Annotated in this window: 10 protein-coding genes, 2 tRNA genes and 3 rRNA genes; 7 read left to right on the top strand and 8 right to left on the bottom strand. The window is 45.1% G+C overall.

All coding sequences use genetic code 11. The features are described from left to right. Window positions 1–1,602 (bottom strand): phospholipase D-like domain-containing protein, encoded by a 1,602-nt coding sequence (locus P255_RS10780; RefSeq protein WP_004902044.1) that lies wholly within the window; start codon window positions 1,600–1,602, stop codon window positions 1–3. Between the two features lie 85 nt (window positions 1,603–1,687). On the opposite strand from P255_RS10780, the gene P255_RS10775 reads away from it, so the two are divergent. Beyond that, entirely contained in the window at window positions 1,688–2,698 is a 1,011-nt protein-coding gene (locus P255_RS10775) for a metallophosphoesterase (RefSeq protein ID WP_004902042.1), read from the top strand. 40 nt (window positions 2,699–2,738) lie between these two features. On the opposite strand, the gene polA is transcribed toward P255_RS10775, so the two are convergent. Next, complete coding sequence (gene polA, locus P255_RS10770; RefSeq protein ID WP_004902040.1) at window positions 2,739–5,504, bottom strand: DNA polymerase I; 2,766 nt, start codon at window positions 5,502–5,504, stop codon at window positions 2,739–2,741. 142 nt (window positions 5,505–5,646) lie between these two features. Here polA and P255_RS10765 point away from each other — a divergent pair, with 142 nt between their 5' ends. After that, window positions 5,647–8,223: a DUF2339 domain-containing protein gene (locus tag P255_RS10765; RefSeq protein ID WP_004902039.1), complete on the top strand. Its 2,577-nt coding sequence runs from the start codon at window positions 5,647–5,649 to the stop codon at window positions 8,221–8,223. 37 nt (window positions 8,224–8,260) lie between these two features. On the opposite strand, the gene P255_RS10760 is transcribed toward P255_RS10765, so the two are convergent. The 6 genes from P255_RS10760 to P255_RS10735 all read right to left on the bottom strand — a co-directional run bounded on the left by P255_RS10760 (window position 8,261) and on the right by P255_RS10735 (window position 13,500). After that, window positions 8,261–9,130 (bottom strand): mechanosensitive ion channel family protein, encoded by an 870-nt coding sequence (locus P255_RS10760; protein WP_004902037.1) that lies wholly within the window; start codon window positions 9,128–9,130, stop codon window positions 8,261–8,263. Between the two features lie 8 nt (window positions 9,131–9,138). Next, window positions 9,139–9,942, bottom strand: a complete 804-nt coding sequence (locus P255_RS10755) for a DUF432 domain-containing protein (protein ID WP_035365200.1) — start codon at window positions 9,940–9,942, stop codon at window positions 9,139–9,141. Window positions 9,943–10,073: 131 nt separating this feature from the next. Next, entirely contained in the window at window positions 10,074–10,898 is an 825-nt protein-coding gene (locus P255_RS10750) for a carbon-nitrogen hydrolase family protein (RefSeq protein WP_004902034.1), read from the bottom strand. 26 nt (window positions 10,899–10,924) lie between these two features. Continuing rightward, window positions 10,925–11,446 carry an anti-anti-sigma factor GigB gene (gene gigB, locus P255_RS10745; protein ID WP_004902032.1) on the bottom strand — a complete coding sequence of 174 codons (522 nt, stop codon included), beginning with the start codon at window positions 11,444–11,446 and terminating at the stop codon, window positions 10,925–10,927. Between the two features lie 112 nt (window positions 11,447–11,558). Then, window positions 11,559–12,527, bottom strand: coding sequence for an RsbU family protein phosphatase GigA (gene gigA / locus P255_RS10740; RefSeq protein WP_004902030.1), 969 nt, complete (start codon window positions 12,525–12,527; stop codon window positions 11,559–11,561). A 70-nt stretch (window positions 12,528–12,597) separates the two neighbouring features. Further along, window positions 12,598–13,500, bottom strand: a complete 903-nt coding sequence (locus P255_RS10735) for an MlaA family lipoprotein (protein ID WP_004902028.1) — start codon at window positions 13,498–13,500, stop codon at window positions 12,598–12,600. 573 nt (window positions 13,501–14,073) lie between these two features. Here P255_RS10735 and P255_RS10730 point away from each other — a divergent pair. The 5 genes from P255_RS10730 (at window position 14,074) to rrf (ending at window position 19,440) form a co-directional block, all read left to right on the top strand. Then, a 16S ribosomal RNA gene (locus tag P255_RS10730) occupies window positions 14,074–15,611 on the top strand. A gap of 60 nt (window positions 15,612–15,671) precedes the next feature. Beyond that, window positions 15,672–15,748 (top strand) — tRNA-Ile (locus tag P255_RS10725). A 33-nt stretch (window positions 15,749–15,781) separates the two neighbouring features. Further along, window positions 15,782–15,857, top strand: a tRNA-Ala gene (locus tag P255_RS10720). Between the two features lie 363 nt (window positions 15,858–16,220). Continuing rightward, window positions 16,221–19,112, top strand: a 23S ribosomal RNA gene (locus tag P255_RS10715). Between the two features lie 213 nt (window positions 19,113–19,325). Then, window positions 19,326–19,440: ribosomal RNA gene (gene rrf, locus P255_RS10710) — 5S ribosomal RNA — on the top strand. Together the 16S, 23S and 5S rRNA genes with 2 tRNA genes alongside form the textbook arrangement of a ribosomal RNA operon. Window positions 19,441–19,562 lie beyond the last annotated feature (122 nt).

The following is a 19,562-nucleotide window of genomic DNA, read 5'->3' as shown; positions in this document are numbered from 1 at the left end:
TTACATCATGCCTTCAATCGGGAGCCATGAAATCAGTTTTAAGCCAATTTTTTGCCACCATTTCATGTCTGGTTCATGCGGGTAAACTTTGCGGAAATACTGGGTGTTACGCTCCCAGTGAATCTGTTGCTGTGGGGTGAGGAACAGGGTATAGCTGTAGAGCCCCAGGTTTTGATCCATGGTGTCATGAATGGCTTTGGCAAGACTTGGGCTATCAAGCACCACGCCAATCTCGGTATTGAGTTTCGCTGAACGTGGATCGAGGTTAAAAGAACCAATAAAGACTTGCTGCTGATCCAGTTCCATGAGCTTGGCATGTAAGCTGGAGCGGCTTAAGCCTTTTAAACTGATTTTAGTTTTCTTTGAAATTTCTTCGGTTTGTGGGTTGAGACTTTTGCCCGAGAGTGCGGGTAAAAATTCATACAGTTTGACATTGTTTTTCAGCAGATCTTCACGGTAATTGCTATAAAAAGCATGGACTAGCCAAACGTCATTGGCTTTAAATGAGTTGGTCAGTACGCGTACCTGAATCCCATTTTGTGCCATGCTATTCAGCGCGCGTGCGCCTGATTTTTCAGGAACGAAATAAGCAGAAATAATATCGACATTATGCTGTGGCGAGATTAACTCCTTCTGGAGCTGCGCTCTTAAATAATCATCGCCTTGCGCCTGATCACGGATTTTGGCAGGAGAGTCTTTAACGACTTTCGCTTTGACCCATTCGAAGTGAATTTGATGATTCATCCATTCATCAAACATATAGGTGCGGTTGGCAAGTCCCAGATAGTTTTGTACCGTAGCTTTCTGATAGTGTTCGGTAAGCTGTTGCTTTAGACCTTCATAGCGCAGACGATGTTTTTCTGGATTCACAATTTGCCGTACAGGATAGGCGTAGCTGTCATTCCAGTATTCATCAAAAGAATTGGAAATATCATCGACAGCTTGCCCGACCAGCATGACATCAATATCTGAAAACTGGTAGTTGTCGCTGACATTGTAGTATTGATCACTCATGTTGCGCCCGCCAATCAACGCAATTTCATTGTCAACAATGAAGCTCTTGTTGTGCATACGGCGGTTGATACGTTTTAAGTCGAGCACCATATCCATAGCGCGAAACTGACGAAAGCGATAAGGGTTATAGAGTTTGACCTGAATATTTTGATGCTGATCCAATGCTAAAAATGCGCCTTCCATGCCTTTGGCATTGTTGTCATCAATGAGTAGGCGCACTTTGACCCCACGATCGGCGGCCTGAATAATATCATAGAGTGCCAATGCACCAATTTTATCGTTATCCCAGATATAATATTGTAAATCCAACGTTTTTTGTGCTTTGTTAATCAGGTTGAGGCGGGTTGAAATCGCTTCTAGCGGGTCATATAAAATGTGATACCCTGTCAAGCCCGGATTGGCTTGTCTTAATGGCGTAATTCGATGCGCCAGTGTGGTTTGTGAAGTATCGACATCATGGGCATAACTCGGAGTCTGTACCTGTTGATGTGGCAAGGTGCTACACGCCGTGACACTCAATGCGATACAAAGAGCCACTGCTAAGCTTGAAAAAGCTGGCGTAAACTGTTGTTGTGATAAGTGGCTCATGTTGGTTATCAGATCTCACGAAAAACCTATAGATCAATTATTGCACGACTTGTCATGCTCGTTTTGTATTGATCCGAGAAAAAGTATGTGGAATTCTAATTCAATTATTTCAATCTTCTATATTATTTTCTTTACTGTTGCATTATGGGCGACAGCACACGCATGGCGCAGTCAGTCTAAAACACAAACAATTCATCCATTTAAAGCATTTATCCATTTATGGGTTTTTTATGCCTGTTATTTATTGCCACCGCTTTTATTGTTCAGTATTTATGCGGGAATCACAGGTTATTATTCGATTCAACAAGCCATTTTTAGCGGATTGCTCAGTACGATTTTAATTTATGCTCGTTTTATTGAGCCAAATCTGATTCGGGTCAAAACGACACAGTATCAAATCAATGAACCACACAGTTTTCATCATCCATTTAAAATTGCCCTGATTGCCGATTTGCATGTCGGGCTATTTTCAGGTAACGAACGCCAGCTCAAGACGATTGTCAAAAAAATTAATCAGCAGCAGCCGGATATTGTGGTGGTGGCAGGAGACTGGACTTATGAGCCTGAAGATACACTGGTCGAGGAACTTGCCATTCTCAAGCAGATTCATGCGCCTGTATATTCGGTTTTGGGTAATCATGACGAACAGTATCCGGGACCGCCGATTCGCCAGTTGCTCCAGCAGGCTTTAGATGCCAATCAGATTATGGATATTGAAGGTGAAGTGATTGAATTTGATGAATTTCGCCTGATCGGGGTGGGTGACTTATGGGCAGGTAAGACCGATATGCGGTTTATGCCTGATTTACCACAAGACAAACCATGGGTGATTGTGTCGCATAATCCTGACACTGTGGATATGGTGCCTGAACTGCCATGTCATCCACTGATGCTATCTGGGCATACGCATGGTGGGCAGATCGAGTTGCCATGGTTGACCAGTTATATTATGAAGCATGTTTCAATTTCGGGGCATAAACAGGGTTTGTATCAGCATGAGCATGCCGATGTCTATGTGACTGTGGGAACTGGCATGGTGGGGGTGCCTTTTCGCTTTCGTGTACCGCCCACAGTCGATATGATCGAATTGATTTAAAAAAAGCGCTCAGATTTGAGCGCTTTTTTATCGGGTGGGTTTAGTGGGCTTGATCCCAGTTATGTCCTTGCCCAACTTCAACCAGCAATGGCACGGACAGTTGCATCACCGATTGCATCACTTCACTAATCTGAGGAGCAAGCTCTGCTGCGTAATCTTGATCGACTTCCAACACCAATTCATCGTGCACTTGCAATAATAATTTGGCGTGTTGAGCAGGCAGCATTTTCTTCACGGCAATCATCGCCAGTTTAATAATATCGGCAGCACTTCCTTGTAATGGTGCATTAATCGCAGCACGTTCAGCCGCTTTACGCACCATGACGTTACGTGCATGAATATCTGGCGTATATAAACGGCGCCCTAAAACGGTCTCGACAAAACCTTGTTCAGCCGCAATTTGACGGGTGCTTTGCATATATTCATAGACACCAGGGTAACGGTGGAAATACTGCTTGATATAGTTTTGGGATTCTTCACGGGTGAAACCGAGTTGACGAATCAGACCAAATTCTGACATGCCATATAACAACCCGAAATTCACGGCTTTGGCTTGGCGGCGTTGATCACTGGTGATTTGATCAAGTGGAATACCCAGCACTTCAGATGCCGTACGACGATGCACATCTTGTCCATGGTGGAACGCATGTAGCAGGGCTTCATCCTGAGAGAAATGTGCCATTAAACGCAATTCGATCTGTGAGTAATCGGCAGCCAGTAACACACGACCTTCGGGTGCAACAAATGCCTGACGAATCTGGCGTCCGATTTCACCACGCACGGGAATATTTTGCAGGTTTGGGTCAGATGACGATAGTCGCCCTGTCGCCGTTACTGCCTGATGATAGCTGGTATGCACGCGCATGGTGGCAGGGTTGGCTTGTTCTACAAGACGATCGGTATAGGTGCTTTTCAGTTTGGCGAGCCCGCGATGCTCTAAAATCACTTCGGCAATCGGATGTTCGATTTTTTCCAGAATGCTTTCGCTGGTACTGTATTGCCCCGTTGCGGTTTTTTTACCCCCTTTAACGCCCAGTTTATCAAACAGAATCTCACCAACCTGTTTTGGTGAGGCAATATTGAAACTTTCACCTGCCAGAGTTTCTGCCTGTTGTTCTAGCTTATGCATGGCTTGGGAGAATTCATCGCTGAGCTGTTTTAAAAACTCAGGATCAAGCTGAATGCCATTTTCTTCCATTTCGGTGAGTACTTCAGCCACAGGCATTTCAATGTTGTGCAGAATGTTAACCAGTGCTGGGAATGGTGCCAGCTTTTCCGACAACACTTCGTATAGGCGATAAGTGACATGCGCATCTTCGGCTGCATAATGTGCTGCCGTTTCCAGTTCAATCTGGTTAAAGGTTTTTTGTTTAGCGCCTTTACCCGCAATCTGTTCAAACGTTGTGGTCAGATGGCTTAAGTACAAACGTGCAACATCATCCATGCCATGACGGGTGGCTGAGGCATTGAGTACATAAGATGCCAGCATGGTGTCAAAGAACCAGCCTCGTAAGTGAATCCCGTGATTGGCAAAAATATGCGCATCATATTTCAAATGATGACCGATTTTCTCTACCGCAGGGTTTTCCAGAATCGGTTTAAGCTGCGCCAAAATCTGTTCACGATTAAGCTGTTGTGGCGCGCCTTCATAGTCGTGAGTAAATGGAACGTAATAGGCATCTTGGGCATCAAACGCGACTGAAAAACCAACCATTTCCGCAGCACGGTAATCCAGACTGGTGGTTTCAGTATCGATGGCAAAGCGCTCGGCTGTTTGGAAGCGCTGCCATAATTGTTGCCAAGCGGCATCGGTCAGTACGGTATGGTAGTGCGCCTGGCCCAGTTGATCGTCGCTACTGCTGCTATGTGCGAGATCTTCGGTTTTTAGACTTGGCGTTGTTGTTGCTGTTGGTGCCACCTTTGGCTGACTTTGCTTATAGCTTGGATTATCCGGGTTATTCGGGTGATCAAGCGACTGTAACTGGTTACGAAATTCCAGTTCAGTATACAGTCGACGTAATTCATCGGTATTTGGATGGCTGAGTTTAAGTTCATGCCAGTCCAGATTCAGCTCTAGATCGCAGACAATGCTTGCCAGTTGATGGTCAATCTTGATGCTTTCGACGCTTTCTTGTAAGGTTTTACCGACTTTGCCTTTGATATTGGCCGCATTGGCTAAAATATTATCGAGGGTTTGGTACTCGTTCAGCAGTTTGGCAGCGGTTTTTGCCCCCACACCTGCAACTCCCATAATCCCGTCAGACGCATCACCCATCAGAGTCAGATAATCCACGATCTGATGTGGCCAAACGCCAAATTTTTCAAACACACCGTCTACATCGAGTGAACGCTCTTTAAAGCTGTCTTCCAGTTTAATGTGTTCGGTGACCAGTTGCGCCATGTCTTTATCGCCTGTCGAAATCAGGACATGATGACCTTCACTGACAGCGCGTTTTGCTAGCGTTCCAATAATATCATCGGCTTCTGCACCTGGAAGCATGTGTAAGGGTAGACCTAATGCACGAATCAGGGCATGCAGATACGGAATCTGCTCCGCCAGTTCATTGGGCATACTTGGGCGGTCACCTTTATAAATCGGCGATAATTGATGGCGGAAAGTTGGTTCAGGCGTATCAAAAATCACTGCCATATGGGTGGGTTGAGTACGACGAATCAGTTTCTGGATTGCAGAAATTGCGCCACGTACAGCGTTGGTATGTAGTCCTGTCGAAGTGGTGAGAGGTGGTATCGCATGGAAGGCACGAAACAAAAAATAAGACCCATCAACCAAAACAAATGGTGGCATTACACAATTTCCTCAATCTAATCTGCGGGCTATTTTACGTGAATTTTAACTTTGATGCAGAAGTAGATCGGATTAAGGGAGTTTTATCTCGGTCAGATGATCGGTTAACATCAATAAAACGGCTGCACCAATCAGGAAATCTATGTTGCAGAAAAAATCAGCGGTCATGATGAGCCTTGTTTTGATCTTCTCGGTGATGCTGGCGTGCTTTGCCTATGTATTCGGGAAGTCGCAATGGCTGTATTTGCTATTACTGGCAGGATTTGGTTTTTTTATTGTGCTGATTCTTCGACTGCAAAATCAGGTAGATCGACTGGAACAACGATTATCTGATCTGGAAAGGCAGCAAATGCCATATCAATCTGCATCGGCACCCGTTCAGGTTGTTCCACCCCCAATTCCTGTCTCAATCGCTACTCCACCACAGCCAGTAGAGCCGCAAATAGCATTTTCCAGTCAAAGCAATCCTCATTGGCAAGCTGTTTTACAGTGGCTGGTGAAAGGTAATCCGATTTTGAAAGTTGCTGTGGTCTTGCTGCTGATCGGGGTAGTGTTGTTACTGCGCTTTGCCAGTGAATATTGGCAAGTCAGTCTGGGCATGCGTTTACTGTCGATCGGGGTAGCGGGTGCCATCACTACTGCAATCGGCTACTGGCTTGGAAATCGTAATCTGCGCTTTGCCGTAGCGGTACAGGGCGTCGGGTTGGCGGTGATTTTTCTGACCCTGATTTTTGCCTATCATTTTCTGTTGATTAACAGTGTGATTATGGCAAGTGTGGTGTTGGCTGGATTGCTATGCATCACGACATGGCTGAGCCTGAAACAAAAAGAAATTTCACTGGCGATTTTGGCGTTGGGGATGGCGTATCTGGCACCGTTACTGATTCCGCAATATCGCCCTGATCCCGTATTTTTATGGGAATACTATTTGGTGGTAAATTTGGCGGTTGCCGCAATTAATTTTGTGCAGTCGTGGAAGTTGCTCAATCATCTGGCATTTTTTGCCACGATGGGTCTGGCAGGCATGAGCCTGTTCACGCACGATGTCGATAGTCAGCGCAATTATCTAGATATGTTGTTGTGGCTGCATTTGGCACTCTTTATTTGGCTGAGCATCCGCTATAGCCAATTAATGCTGCGGCAAAAATTGGAATTACAGCGCTATGTGTCTATTTTAGATGTTGGGCTGATTTTTAGTGTCCCTGTGTTTGGATTTACCTTGCATGCCAGTCTCATGCACCAGTCCAGTCATGCCTTGACCTTGGCTGCGGCAGGTTTGGCTGCAGTGTATTTCGGGCTGACTGTGTGGATTCGTCAGCGACAAGCCGAACTTTCATTGCTTGGCAAGAGCTTTATGATTTTGGCAACCGCATTTTTTGCCCTGATTTTTCCACTGGCAAAAGGCGCACACTGGACCAGTCTAGGCTGGGTGATTCAAGGTACTGCACTGATTGTATGGGGTGTCACTGAGCGTTATCGTTTTAGTCGTATTATTGGTGAAGCCTTATTGTTTTGTAGTGCAGGCGCGCTATTTTTTCAGATCTGGTCAGATGAAGTTTTTCCAATCCTAAGTGCCTGTATTTATACTCTAGTGCAGTCCGTTGCTGTGTATTTTCTCTTGCAAGATACGCGTACACCAGAGCGCCGTGTTGCAGCGATTCCGCCCATCAGCTTCTTTTTGGTATTTGCCTTATATAGTGGCAGTGCCGCCAGCGTGGAAATTTTCCACTGGCAAGCCTATGGTTTATTGGCAAAGCTGGCAGTTGCATCGCTGTTATATGCGGTTTTTTATGTGGTTGTTACTCTGAAACAGTCGATAGAATGGATAGCCGAGCAGCTGATCATCAGTACAATAATCCTGATCGGGCTGATAATCGCCTTGGAGCAACTACAGATTTGGCAGGGTTTGCAGCACTGGAAAAATAGCGGCTTTGCATTGTTTTGTGCAGTTGCTGCAGTATTACAGAGTGGATTGTTGTACTGGACACAGCGCCAGCATGATTCGAACCGTTTACTTGCGCTGTTGCTGTGGGCGAGTCTGGCACTGGCAGGTCTAGGCCTATGGGTGCAGGCACCGATCATGGCCTTGGGGGCGTTACCTACAGTCTGGTTGTGGACTGCGGTTATCCAAAACAACAAAGCATGGCTACAACATCCTGAAATATGGTTTTGTAATCTGCTTTGGTTGTTGCTGGTCAATGTCGATCAAGATGCGATACAGGCATACTATGTCATCCCTTTATTCAACCCGATTGATGTACTCAGTCTTGCCATGCTGTGTGGCATGCTCTGGCTACAGCAGATTCAGTTACCTTCACTGCTTTGGCAACGCTTCTTGAAAGCGAGCCTGTTTTTTATGCTGCTTTGGGTACTGAGCAGTGTGATGGTACGTGCCTTACATCATCTGTTAAATACGCCGTTATGGAGTGTGGACATCTGGCACAATGGTGCGGTTCAACTTAGCCTGACCTTGCTATGGACATTACTGGCATGCGTGGGTATGACTGTTGCGAGTCGTAAAGCCATGCGTGAAGTCTGGTATATGGGAGCGTGTATTCTGGCGATTGTAGTGTTTAAACTGGCATTGCTGGATTTATCACAAAGTGCGACGTTGACACGGGTGATTTCATTTATTGGAGCAGGGGGCATGATGCTGATTATTGCTTATCTGGCGCCGTTACCACCTGCATCCCAACAACCAGAATCATCAGCCGACTGAGCTGATGATTGCTTTTGAGTAGTTTAAACAAACCTAGTTAGAGTGGTGGCAGATGATTGCTGCCGCCCACAAAACCGATTTTTGGTACAGGAATCTCGATATTGTTTTTTACAAAGGCATCGCGAACCCGTTCCTGCATTTCATCTTTGACCAGCAGATAATTTTCTTGCTGACACCAAATGGCAAATAGCAGCTCAATCGAGGATTCTCCAAAAGCCGTGACCGTCATTGCAGGTTTAGGGTCATCCAGTACCAGAACATGATGCTTGGCAGTGGTCAGGAGCACTTCACGCACTTTAGCGAGATTTTCATGAAAGTTGACTGCAAGGGTAATTGGAATACGCCGAATCGGGTATTTTGACAGGTTATAAACAGGGGTCTTGATCAGCTGTTCATTGGGTAGGCGAATATAAATATTATCCAGAGTCAGAAGTTTGACTGAGAGTAAATCAATTGAAATCACTTCTCCTTCTATCAATTGACCTCGGAGTAAAGTCAGCTGAATGGTATCACCGACTTCAAAAGAACCTTCACCGATCAGAAACAGACCACTGATGAGGTTGGTTGCCGAAGTTTGTGAGGCAAAGCCTAAAGCAACGGTCAGAATTCCTGCCGCACCCAAAAAAACACTGACTTTAAAGCCTGCTTCCCGTAAGCCTGCCATGACAAAAAACAGGAAAATCGTGTAGAAAATCCCGCGCCGCCACACCATACGCTGATGGGCATTAAACTTCGCACCAAGTGTACGTATAAATGTATTTGAGACCAAACGGGCAAGTGCAAAGCCAATCAGGCATAGCGTGGCTGCCACAAACATATCGGAAATGCGTTCGACATTAATATGGATGTTGGTAAACACATCTTTGAAACTGGAAAGCAGTCCCTGAGGAATTTGCGATTTTTCCATTCACGATCCTAAAAAAATGAGTCAAACATATTAAACAATGCACCACCAGGTGAACGCGGTGCATGCACATAAACCACCTCACCCGCTTTCGGTGGAGTCCGATTTTCAATCCGTACCCGAGGTGGACGATCGGAAGATTCATGAACCACTTTAATGTGCGATGTCCATAAGCGTCCTGTGCTTTCACTATAAAATAGAGGTAGGGCAGGCACAGGCACATTCATACGGTCAAAGCGTAGCTGTTCGTGACTACTGTTATGAAAAATAATCGGGGTAACTGCGCGAAAGGCGCGTGGCTTAAGTTGTTCTAATTCGGTACGACCATCAACTGCTGTGGCATAGCAGAGTTCACCAGAAAGTTTGTCTGGGCCAAACCAAGTATCTTTTGGACGAATAACTGGAATATCAAACAGCGGTTCGCGTTGTCCTTCGGCGAATCCTGTAATCCAAAGCGGGGTGCTAATATACAGCAAGCCACGTTGCCCTGCAGGAATGTACATTGGGTCGACAGGGCGAATCACTACGGAACGATCGGCAAGCCGTGGTAACAGTTGGAAGGTATTGCCCATTTTACGAAACATATAGCGCTCGACATGGACAGGCAGTGGAAAAGGAAAATCAGGCTCTAAAATTTCTTTCCATTGCTGTTCATAGTCAAACTGGATCGTCGGACGATGATATTCCATACGCCATTCCTGAGCGCCACGGGTTAAGCGAAATAGTAATGAACCAAATTGCCAAGTACGAGTTTGGTGTAACTCAAAATGATATTCACCCCACCATTTAATATGTTTTTCCCAGTGATCATCCATGAGATCTAAATCCGACACAACATTTCCTTAGATGATAAGCTTTGCCTATCACTTTAATGGGTTAAAAGTCAGGAGTATAGAGGGCAACAGTACAATTACAGGCGTGATTGTATTCAATAAAAACCAAAAAATTAAAATTGTAATAAGCGGCGGTGTTGTATTAAAGGCATGGCTGCCTGAACTTGTTGATGCTCATTGTGGTCAAAAGCAACCGTAATTAATTGTGCACCTTCATCTTCCACCAGTGCGAGTAACTGACCGCGGCTATTGGTGATTCCGGCATGTCCCCAAGTCTGGCGTTTTTCTCCATGCCAACCTTGCTGAGCCGCGCCAAGGACATAGCATTGACTGTCCATTGCTCGAGCTTGTAGTAAAAGCTGCCAGTGCATTTGTCCTGTCGTGTAAGTAAACGCTGCGGGCGCTGTTAAAATATCCGCACCACGTTGTCTTAACGTCAGCGCCAACTCCGGGAAACGCAGATCATAGCAGACCATTAAACCAATCTGACCAAACGGAGTTGATGCAACCACCACTTCATCGCCAGGTTCAAAAAACTTGGATTCCTGATAACCACCTACGCCATCCGCTACCTGCACATCAAACAAATGAATTTTGTCATAACGTGCTTCAGTTCCTTCTGGGCTGATACATAAACTGCTGGTGCGCACACGACCATCAGGCACAATTGAACCATCAGGACGAAACGGGCAAGGCAAAGTTCCTGCAATAATCCAAATTTGATACTGATGTGCAAGCTGTTCTAAACGCTGTTGAATACTTTCAAATTGTTCAGCTGTTTCGCGCTGTTTACCTGCGGCAAAACAAATAAAATTTTCAGGAAAAGTAATCAAAGATGCCCCTTGTGCTTTACTCTGCTGAATCAGTAACTCAACCTGCTTGAAGTTATCTTCAATGCTATTTTGTGAGTTCATTTGGGCAACAGAGAGTAAAGTCATGGCAAGCGTTCCTTTGCTATTTTTTATTAAGCATTATGAGGATTAACAACTTCTTCTTCAAATTGATCTTGTTCTTTTTCGAGTTGTTTCACTAAAGGTTCAAAAATATTTTGATTACTATCATTCAATTCCATCAAAGTGCGGTGAGCATCTAAGACAGTATTGAGCATTGCCTTGTGGGTAATATTTTCATCAACAAGCGTGCGCGTACAGACATTGTTATCACCACAGTTGAGCATGATAAAAACCTGCCCTAAGCCCATGCTATTTGCGAGAGTAGTGATATCTGGGTTCGTCGATAGCATCACGGCCTGAATCTGGTGTGCCTGTTTCAGCTTGATCCCGAGTTTTGCTAAAATCCCGAGAACTGTACTATCGATAAATGTAGTTTGAGTTAAATCGACAACCGCACCTTTAACGTTGCTTTGCTGTTCAATCTTACTCAAAAGTTTGTCTAAACTAATACAAGATTGTGCGCGAACTTCTCCAATAATCTTGAAAAAATGCGTGCCATTCAAACTTGCATATTCAACATGACCTGTTGACATATATATGCCATTTTTTGAGAAGGATTAGAAAATTATCACATAGGGGGGGGACATACTCAAGTGGTTGAGCAGTGAAAATTAATTACAAAAAACTACGATATAGGTTTTTTTGCTACTTTACTCGGCACAAACTTAGAATTGCAATATCATCAGCGACATGCGCAGGTGCTTCAAATGTGTGATTTTGCAAATGTTCGACAAGTTTTTGAAATTGTTCATTTAAACCGCCGTCAAATGGTTCTAGTGCCCCGTCCGAACACACAATGAAACGTGCTTGTTTGCTTAAAATACATTCAAATTCCTCAACTTCTAAGTCTTCAGTTAGGCCTAGTGGAAAGCTGCTGGTATTTAAAATTTTCGGGGGCTGATTTGGTTCAAATAAGATTGCTGGAGGGTAATGTCCTGCACTGGACCAGCGTAAATGATGGGTCTCAAAATTTAAAATTCCCGTAATCATCGTGATATGTTTTTCAATATTTTCTTGAACTAACATACCATTGAGCTTTTTAATTAGCTCACGGGGGGTTTTAGAGCGACCATGAAAAGCAGCCATCCATGAAGTCAGTAAACTGCTGGTCACGCCGTGACCTGAAACATCAGCAAGATAAAAAATAATTTCTTTATCGCTGATTTTCCAGTAATCGTACCAGTCTCCCGACAAATAGGCAGATGGTTTGAAAAATGATTCTATTTTATAGTTAGGCAATTCAAGCGGGGTTGGAAGCAGTTTTTTTTGCAAAATGGCAGCAGAGGGTAAGTCGCGGCTATCCTGATTACGTTTATATTGGGCATCAATTTTAGCAAGCGCTTCAGTCGGCTTTTCAGGGAGTTGATACCAAATCCATCCTGCTAAAGCACCTGCTTGCCATGCTTGCGCAAGCGCAGAACCTTCATTTTCAAAAGCAAGTACAATTGTTGGTAATTCCCATTGATGTTCCAAAAAATCTTGTACGTCAGCAATTGCAATAATGCTTTGATCGTAAAGGGAAATGTCCTCTATATGAATCATTTGTAGGCTCGGTAAAGCACTTAACACACGCTCTAAATGAGGTATTGTTCGAGTAGGTTGAATGAAATACATAAATGAGAGAACAGTCCTTTTACATCAATGGTTGATTCAAAATATAATAAATAATGCTAATCACAAATCATTATTTATTATTAGGCTGAGAATCGGCTGGTGTACTACTATCTACTCCATCATTCTCATCAATAAAAGAAGTTTCCTGACTCGAATCTCCTTTTTTCTCTGCAATGACAAAGCGTTTTCGCTGTAAGTAGGCATCTCGGATTGCTGCGTAACGGTCACCTTGCAAACCCTGATCAACATCTAACAGTGAACTACGGACATCAATTGCATAGAGCGCCCAATCTCCCCAATATAATCCAGGGTAATTCTCTTGCAAAATATACTTTTGTGGGCTTGCCTGACTATCAACAATAAAACCAAAGCCATCACGTAAAGTGCTTGGACCAAGAAATGGCACCATCAAGTATGGGCCTGAAGAAACACCATAATAACCCAATGTCGTGCCCAAGCTTTCTTCTTCTTCATCTAGGCCTAGACGACTTGCTGGATCTGCTAAGCCTAATGTTGTAATACTATTAATTAAAAACCGTCCCACCGTTTGAAGTGCGCGCTTAGGTTTCCATTGAATAACTTGGTTGGTTGCATTCCAAGGTTCAGCTAAATTGCCCCGAAATTGACGATACGAACCACGTACTTCGACAGGAATCTTCGCCTGATACTGTACAGCTATAGGTCGTAGGGCATAGCGATCTATATAGTCATTAAAGACAAAGATCTTACGGTTGAGTGGTTGAAAAGGGTCTTTAACTTCATCAGGCTGAGTTGCATTGGCATCGACTTTTAAGTCTTTAATTGTTTTTTCGGAAAATGCCTTAATTTTATCAATACGAGAGCCTTTTGCAGCAGTCGATTGAGCCTGAGTTTCATTTACAGAGGTAGAAGCATCTGATTCTGCTGCCAGAACAGAACCACTGACACTCAGCGCAACTAAAGAAACCCACAATACAGAAAACTGACTACGCATACGCATTTCCGACATTTTAGTTAGATAATTTAATTTTAACCATTATATAGCATGAATAAAATTGAAATGTGATTATCACAATATGAAAAAAAGAAACTAATTTATCAAAACAGCTGTATAATTAAGCAAAAAATGCAGAAAAACCCCGAAATAGGCTAAAAAAGAGGCAGGTGAATAGAAATATTGAAGAATGGGGTTGCGTTAGAATGGTTATGGTCTATAATGCGTATCCATCGGCGGTGATGCAGATAAAAACTTGTTGATTAACAAGGGCTTAGCTAGATAGATAAGTTTTTAGTTGATTGAATGAGTTTTAAAAAATATCGAAATTACCTGTTGACTTTGTTTTAAAATAGAGTAACATAGCCGACCTAGCTTGATGATGACGAATCATCGAGAAGATCATTAAGAGAATTGGAAGAACAACTTGTGTGGATTTTTATCAGTTGATCAGTCGAATATATATTTCATTGATTGAATTGGTAGAAATTTCTCGAAGTTTATTTGAGCGAATTTTTAGTCAGTAAGATTAATGAGCCAGATTTAGCACTTTTAGTAAAGTGCAATGATTTTAAACTGAAGAGTTTGATCATGGCTCAGATTGAACGCTGGCGGCAGGCTTAACACATGCAAGTCGAGCGGAGCGAAGGTGCTTGCACCTTAGCTTAGCGGCGGACGGGTGAGTAATGCTTAGGAATCTGCCTATTAGTGGGGGACAACGTTTCGAAAGGAACGCTAATACCGCATACGTCCTACGGGAGAAAGCAGGGGATCTTCGGACCTTGTGCTAATAGATGAGCCTAAGTCGGATTAGCTAGTTGGTGGGGTAAAGGCCTACCAAGGCGACGATCTGTAGCGGGTCTGAGAGGATGATCCGCCACACTGGGACTGAGACACGGCCCAGACTCCTACGGGAGGCAGCAGTGGGGAATATTGGACAATGGGCGAAAGCCTGATCCAGCCATGCCGCGTGTGTGAAGAAGGCCTTTTGGTTGTAAAGCACTTTAAGCGAGGAGGAGGCTTCTTTGGTTAATACCCAAAGTAAGTGGACGTTACTCGCAGAATAAGCACCGGCTAACTCTGTGCCAGCAGCCGCGGTAATACAGAGGGTGCAAGCGTTAATCGGATTTACTGGGCGTAAAGCGTGCGTAGGCGGCTAATTAAGTCAAATGTGAAATCCCCGAGCTTAACTTGGGAATTGCATTCGATACTGGTTAGCTAGAGTATGGGAGAGGATGGTAGAATTCCAGGTGTAGCGGTGAAATGCGTAGAGATCTGGAGGAATACCGATGGCGAAGGCAGCCATCTGGCCTAATACTGACGCTGAGGTACGAAAGCATGGGGAGCAAACAGGATTAGATACCCTGGTAGTCCATGCCGTAAACGATGTCTACTAGCCGTTGGGGTCTTTGAGACCTTAGTGGCGCAGCTAACGCGATAAGTAGACCGCCTGGGGAGTACGGTCGCAAGACTAAAACTCAAATGAATTGACGGGGGCCCGCACAAGCGGTGGAGCATGTGGTTTAATTCGATGCAACGCGAAGAACCTTACCTGGCCTTGACATACTAAGAACTTTCCAGAGATGGATTGGTGCCTTCGGGAACTTAGATACAGGTGCTGCATGGCTGTCGTCAGCTCGTGTCGTGAGATGTTGGGTTAAGTCCCGCAACGAGCGCAACCCTTTTCCTTATTTGCCAGCGAGTAATGTCGGGAACTTTAAGGATACTGCCAGTGACAAACTGGAGGAAGGCGGGGACGACGTCAAGTCATCATGGCCCTTACGGCCAGGGCTACACACGTGCTACAATGGTCGGTACAAAGGGTTGCTACCTAGCGATAGGATGCTAATCTCAAAAAGCCGATCGTAGTCCGGATTGGAGTCTGCAACTCGACTCCATGAAGTCGGAATCGCTAGTAATCGCGGATCAGAATGCCGCGGTGAATACGTTCCCGGGCCTTGTACACACCGCCCGTCACACCATGGGAGTTTGTTGCACCAGAAGTAGCTAGCCTAACAGCAATGAGGGCGGTTACCACGGTGTGGCCGATGACTGGGGTGAAGTCGTAACAAGGTAGCCGTAGGGGAACCTGCGGCTGGATCACCTCCTTAACGAAAAGACGGATTGATTGGTAAGAATCCACAACAAGTTGTTCTTCTGGTATATCGAATGGGTCTGTAGCTCAGTTGGTTAGAGCACACGCTTGATAAGCGTGGGGTCACAAGTTCAAGTCTTGTCAGACCCACCAAAGACAATTCGATATAAATTGATGATATAAGCTGGGGACTTAGCTTAGTTGGTAGAGCGCCTGCTTTGCACGCAGGAGGTCAGGAGTTCGACTCTCCTAGTCTCCACCACGAATTCTGAAGATTAGAGTTCGAGCTAAAGATTACAGAATTTAGTAAGAGAAAAACCTGAAGGTTTTATTTTATTAACTTCTGTGATTTAAGTATCACGGTATTAGTGTGATCCGACGAGGGCACATTAACTCATTAACAGATTGGTAAAATTGAGTCTGAAATAAATTGTTCAACTCATTCATTCGAAAGAATGAAATGAGAACTAGCAAATTAACTGAATCAAGCGTTTTGGTATATGAATTAGATTGAAGCTGTACAGTGTTTAGATACACAGTACTTCAAACTGTAAGAGATTGATGAGAAATCATTGATCATGTCTTATTACTACTTGTAGGTAATAACGACTGTTTGGGGTTGTATAGTCAAGTAATTAAGTGCATGTGGTGGATGCCTTGGCAGTCAGAGGCGATGAAAGACGTGATAGCCTGCGAAAAGCTTCGGGGAGGCGGCAAATATCCTGTGATCCGGAGATGTCTGAATGGGGGAACCCACTTACCATAAGGTAGGTATTGCAACATGAATACATAGTGTTGCAAGGCGAACGAGGGGAAGTGAAACATCTCAGTACCCTTAGGAAAAGAAATCAATTGAGATTCCCTCAGTAGCGGCGAGCGAACGGGGATCAGCCCATTAAGTTATATGTGTTTTAGCGGAATGCTCTGGGAAGTGCAACCGTAGAGGGTGATAGTCCCGTACACGAAAGGGCACATATAATGATGACGAGTAAGGCGAGGCACGTGAAACCTTGTCTGAATATGGGGGGACCATCCTCCAAGGCTAAATACTCCTGACTGACCGATAGTGAACCAGTACCGTGAGGGAAAGGCGAAAAGAACCCCTGTGAGGGGAGTGAAATAGATCCTGAAACCGCATGCATACAAGCAGTGGGAGCACCTTCGTGGTGTGACTGCGTACCTTTTGTATAATGGGTCAGCGACTTATATTCAGTGGCGAGGTTAACCGTATAGGGGAGCCGTAGAGAAATCGAGTCTTAATAGGGCGTTTTAGTCGCTGGGTATAGACCCGAAACCGGGTGATCTATCCATGAGCAGGTTGAAGGTTGGGTAACACTAACTGGAGGACCGAACCCACCGTCGTTGAAAAGCCGGGGGATGACTTGTGGATAGGGGTGAAAGGCTAATCAAACTCGGTGATAGCTGGTTCTCCCCGAAAGCTATTTAGGTAGCGCCTCGGACGAATACCATAGGGGGTAGAGCACTGTTTCGGCTAGGGGGTCATCCCGACTTACCAAACCGATGCAAACTCCGAATACCTATGAGTACTATCCGGGAGACAGACTGCGGGTGCTAACGTCCGTAGTCAAGAGGAAAACAATCCAGACCGCCAGCTAAGGCCCCAAAATCATAGTTAAGTGGGAAACGATGTGGGAAGGCATAGACAGCTAGGAGGTTGGCTTAGAAGCAGCCACCCTTTAAAGAAAGCGTAATAGCTCACTAGTCGAGTCGGCCTGCGCGGAAGATGTAACGGGGCTAAAACTATGTGCCGAAGCTGCGGATTTGACATTAGTCAAGTGGTAGGGGAGCGTTCTGTAAGCCGATGAAGGTGGATTGAGAAGTCTGCTGGAGGTATCAGAAGTGCGAATGCTGACGTGAGTAACGACAAAACGGGTGAAAAACCCGTTCGCTGAAAGACCAAGGGTTCCAGTCCAACGTTAATCGGGGCTGGGTGAGTCGACCCCTAAGGCGAGGCCGAAAGGCGTAGTCGATGGGAAATTGGTTAATATTCCAATACTTCTGTGTAATGCGATGAGAGGACGGAGAAGGTTAGGTCAGCCTGGCGTTGGTTGTCCAGGTGAAAGACAGTAGGCATGCATCTTAGGCAAATCCGGGGTGCTCTATGCTGAGAGTTGATAGCAAGCTGTACTTGTACAGTGAAGTGGCTGATACCATGCTTCCAAGAAAAGTCTCTAAGCTTCAGTTACACAGGAATCGTACCCTAAACCGACACAGGTGGTCAGGTCGAGTAGACCAAAGCGCTTGAGAGAACTCTGCTGAAGGAACTAGGCAAAATGGTACCGTAACTTCGGGAGAAGGTACGCTGCTGACGGTGATTCCCCTTGCGGGATGAGCTATTGGCAGCCACAGAAACCAGGCCGCTGCAACTGTTTATTAAAAACATAGCACTCTGCAAACACGAAAGTGGACGTATAGGGTGTGATGCCTGCCCGGTGCTGGAAGGTTAATTGATGGGGTTAGCGTAAGCGAAGCTCTTGATCGAAGCCCCAGTAAACGGCGGCCGTAACTATAACGGTCCTAAGGTAGCGAAATTCCTTGTCGGGTAAGTTCCGACCTGCACGAATGGCATAATGATGGCGGCGCTGTCTCCAGCAGAGGCTCAGTGAAATCGAATTCGCCGTGAAGATGCGGTGTACCCGCGGCTAGACGGAAAGACCCCGTGAACCTTTACTGCAGCTTGACATTGAACTTTGATCTTACTTGTGTAGGATAGGTGGGAGGCTTTGAAGTTGGGACGCCAGTTCCAATGGAGCCATCCTTGAAATACCACCCTGGTAATATTGAGGTTCTAACTCTGTCCCGTGATCCGGGACGAGGACCATGTCTGGTGGGTAGTTTGACTGGGGCGGTCTCCTCCTAAAGAGTAACGGAGGAGTACGAAGGTGCGCTCAGCGTGGTCGGAAATCACGCGTAGAGTATAAAGGCAAAAGCGCGCTTAACTGCGAGACCCACAAGTCGAGCAGGTACGAAAGTAGGTCTTAGTGATCCGGTGGTTCTGTATGGAAGGGCCATCGCTCAACGGATAAAAGGTACTCTGGGGATAACAGGCTGATACCGCCCAAGAGTTCATATCGACGGCGGTGTTTGGCACCTCGATGTCGGCTCATCTCATCCTGGGGCTGAAGCAGGTCCCAAGGGTATGGCTGTTCGCCATTTAAAGAGGTACGCGAGCTGGGTTTAGAACGTCGTGAGACAGTTCGGTCCCTATCTACCGTGGGCGCTGGAAATTTGAGAGGATCTGCTCCTAGTACGAGAGGACCAGAGTGGACGAACCTCTGGTGTACCGGTTGTGACGCCAGTCGCATCGCCGGGTAGCTATGTTCGGAAGGGATAACCGCTGAAAGCATCTAAGCGGGAAGCCTACCTCAAGATAAGATTTCCCTAGGAATTTATTCCTCTAAAGAGCCGTTCGAGACTAGGACGTTGATAGGTTGGGTGTGGAAGCATAGTGATATGTGAAGCTGACCAATACTAATTGCTCGTGAGGCTTGACTATACAACACCCAAGCAGTTGTATATAAAGCTTAAATCGATTCATAAAAGATCAGTTAAATCTGATCTGAAACAAAGAACTTGATTTAGTAAACGCTAGAACATAAAATTCGACTCAGTTAACCAATTTGTTAATAACTCATTTGGTACACAGTACGGTAGCAACAAGATCAACATGATCTGAGCATAAAACCCGAAAATGTCCATAAACAGTTGTGCTGGCGACCATAGCAAGAGTGAACCACCTGATCCCTTCCCGAACTCAGAAGTGAAACCTCTTAGCGCTGATGGTAGTGTGGGGTTACCCATGTGAGAGTAAGTCATCGCCAGCTCATTATTCTAAGCACCCCCTGACTCAATAGAGCAGGGGGTGCTTTTTTATTGGAGCATTTTTTATAAAATTCGTTTAAATTTTTATTTTTGAATCATGCTATTGCCTATTGTTTAAATTAAA

This window comes from Acinetobacter brisouii CIP 110357, from assembly GCF_000488275.1.
GTDB classification, from domain to species: domain Bacteria; phylum Pseudomonadota; class Gammaproteobacteria; order Pseudomonadales; family Moraxellaceae; genus Acinetobacter; species Acinetobacter brisouii.
This window is presented reverse-complemented; position numbering and strand designations above follow the sequence as displayed.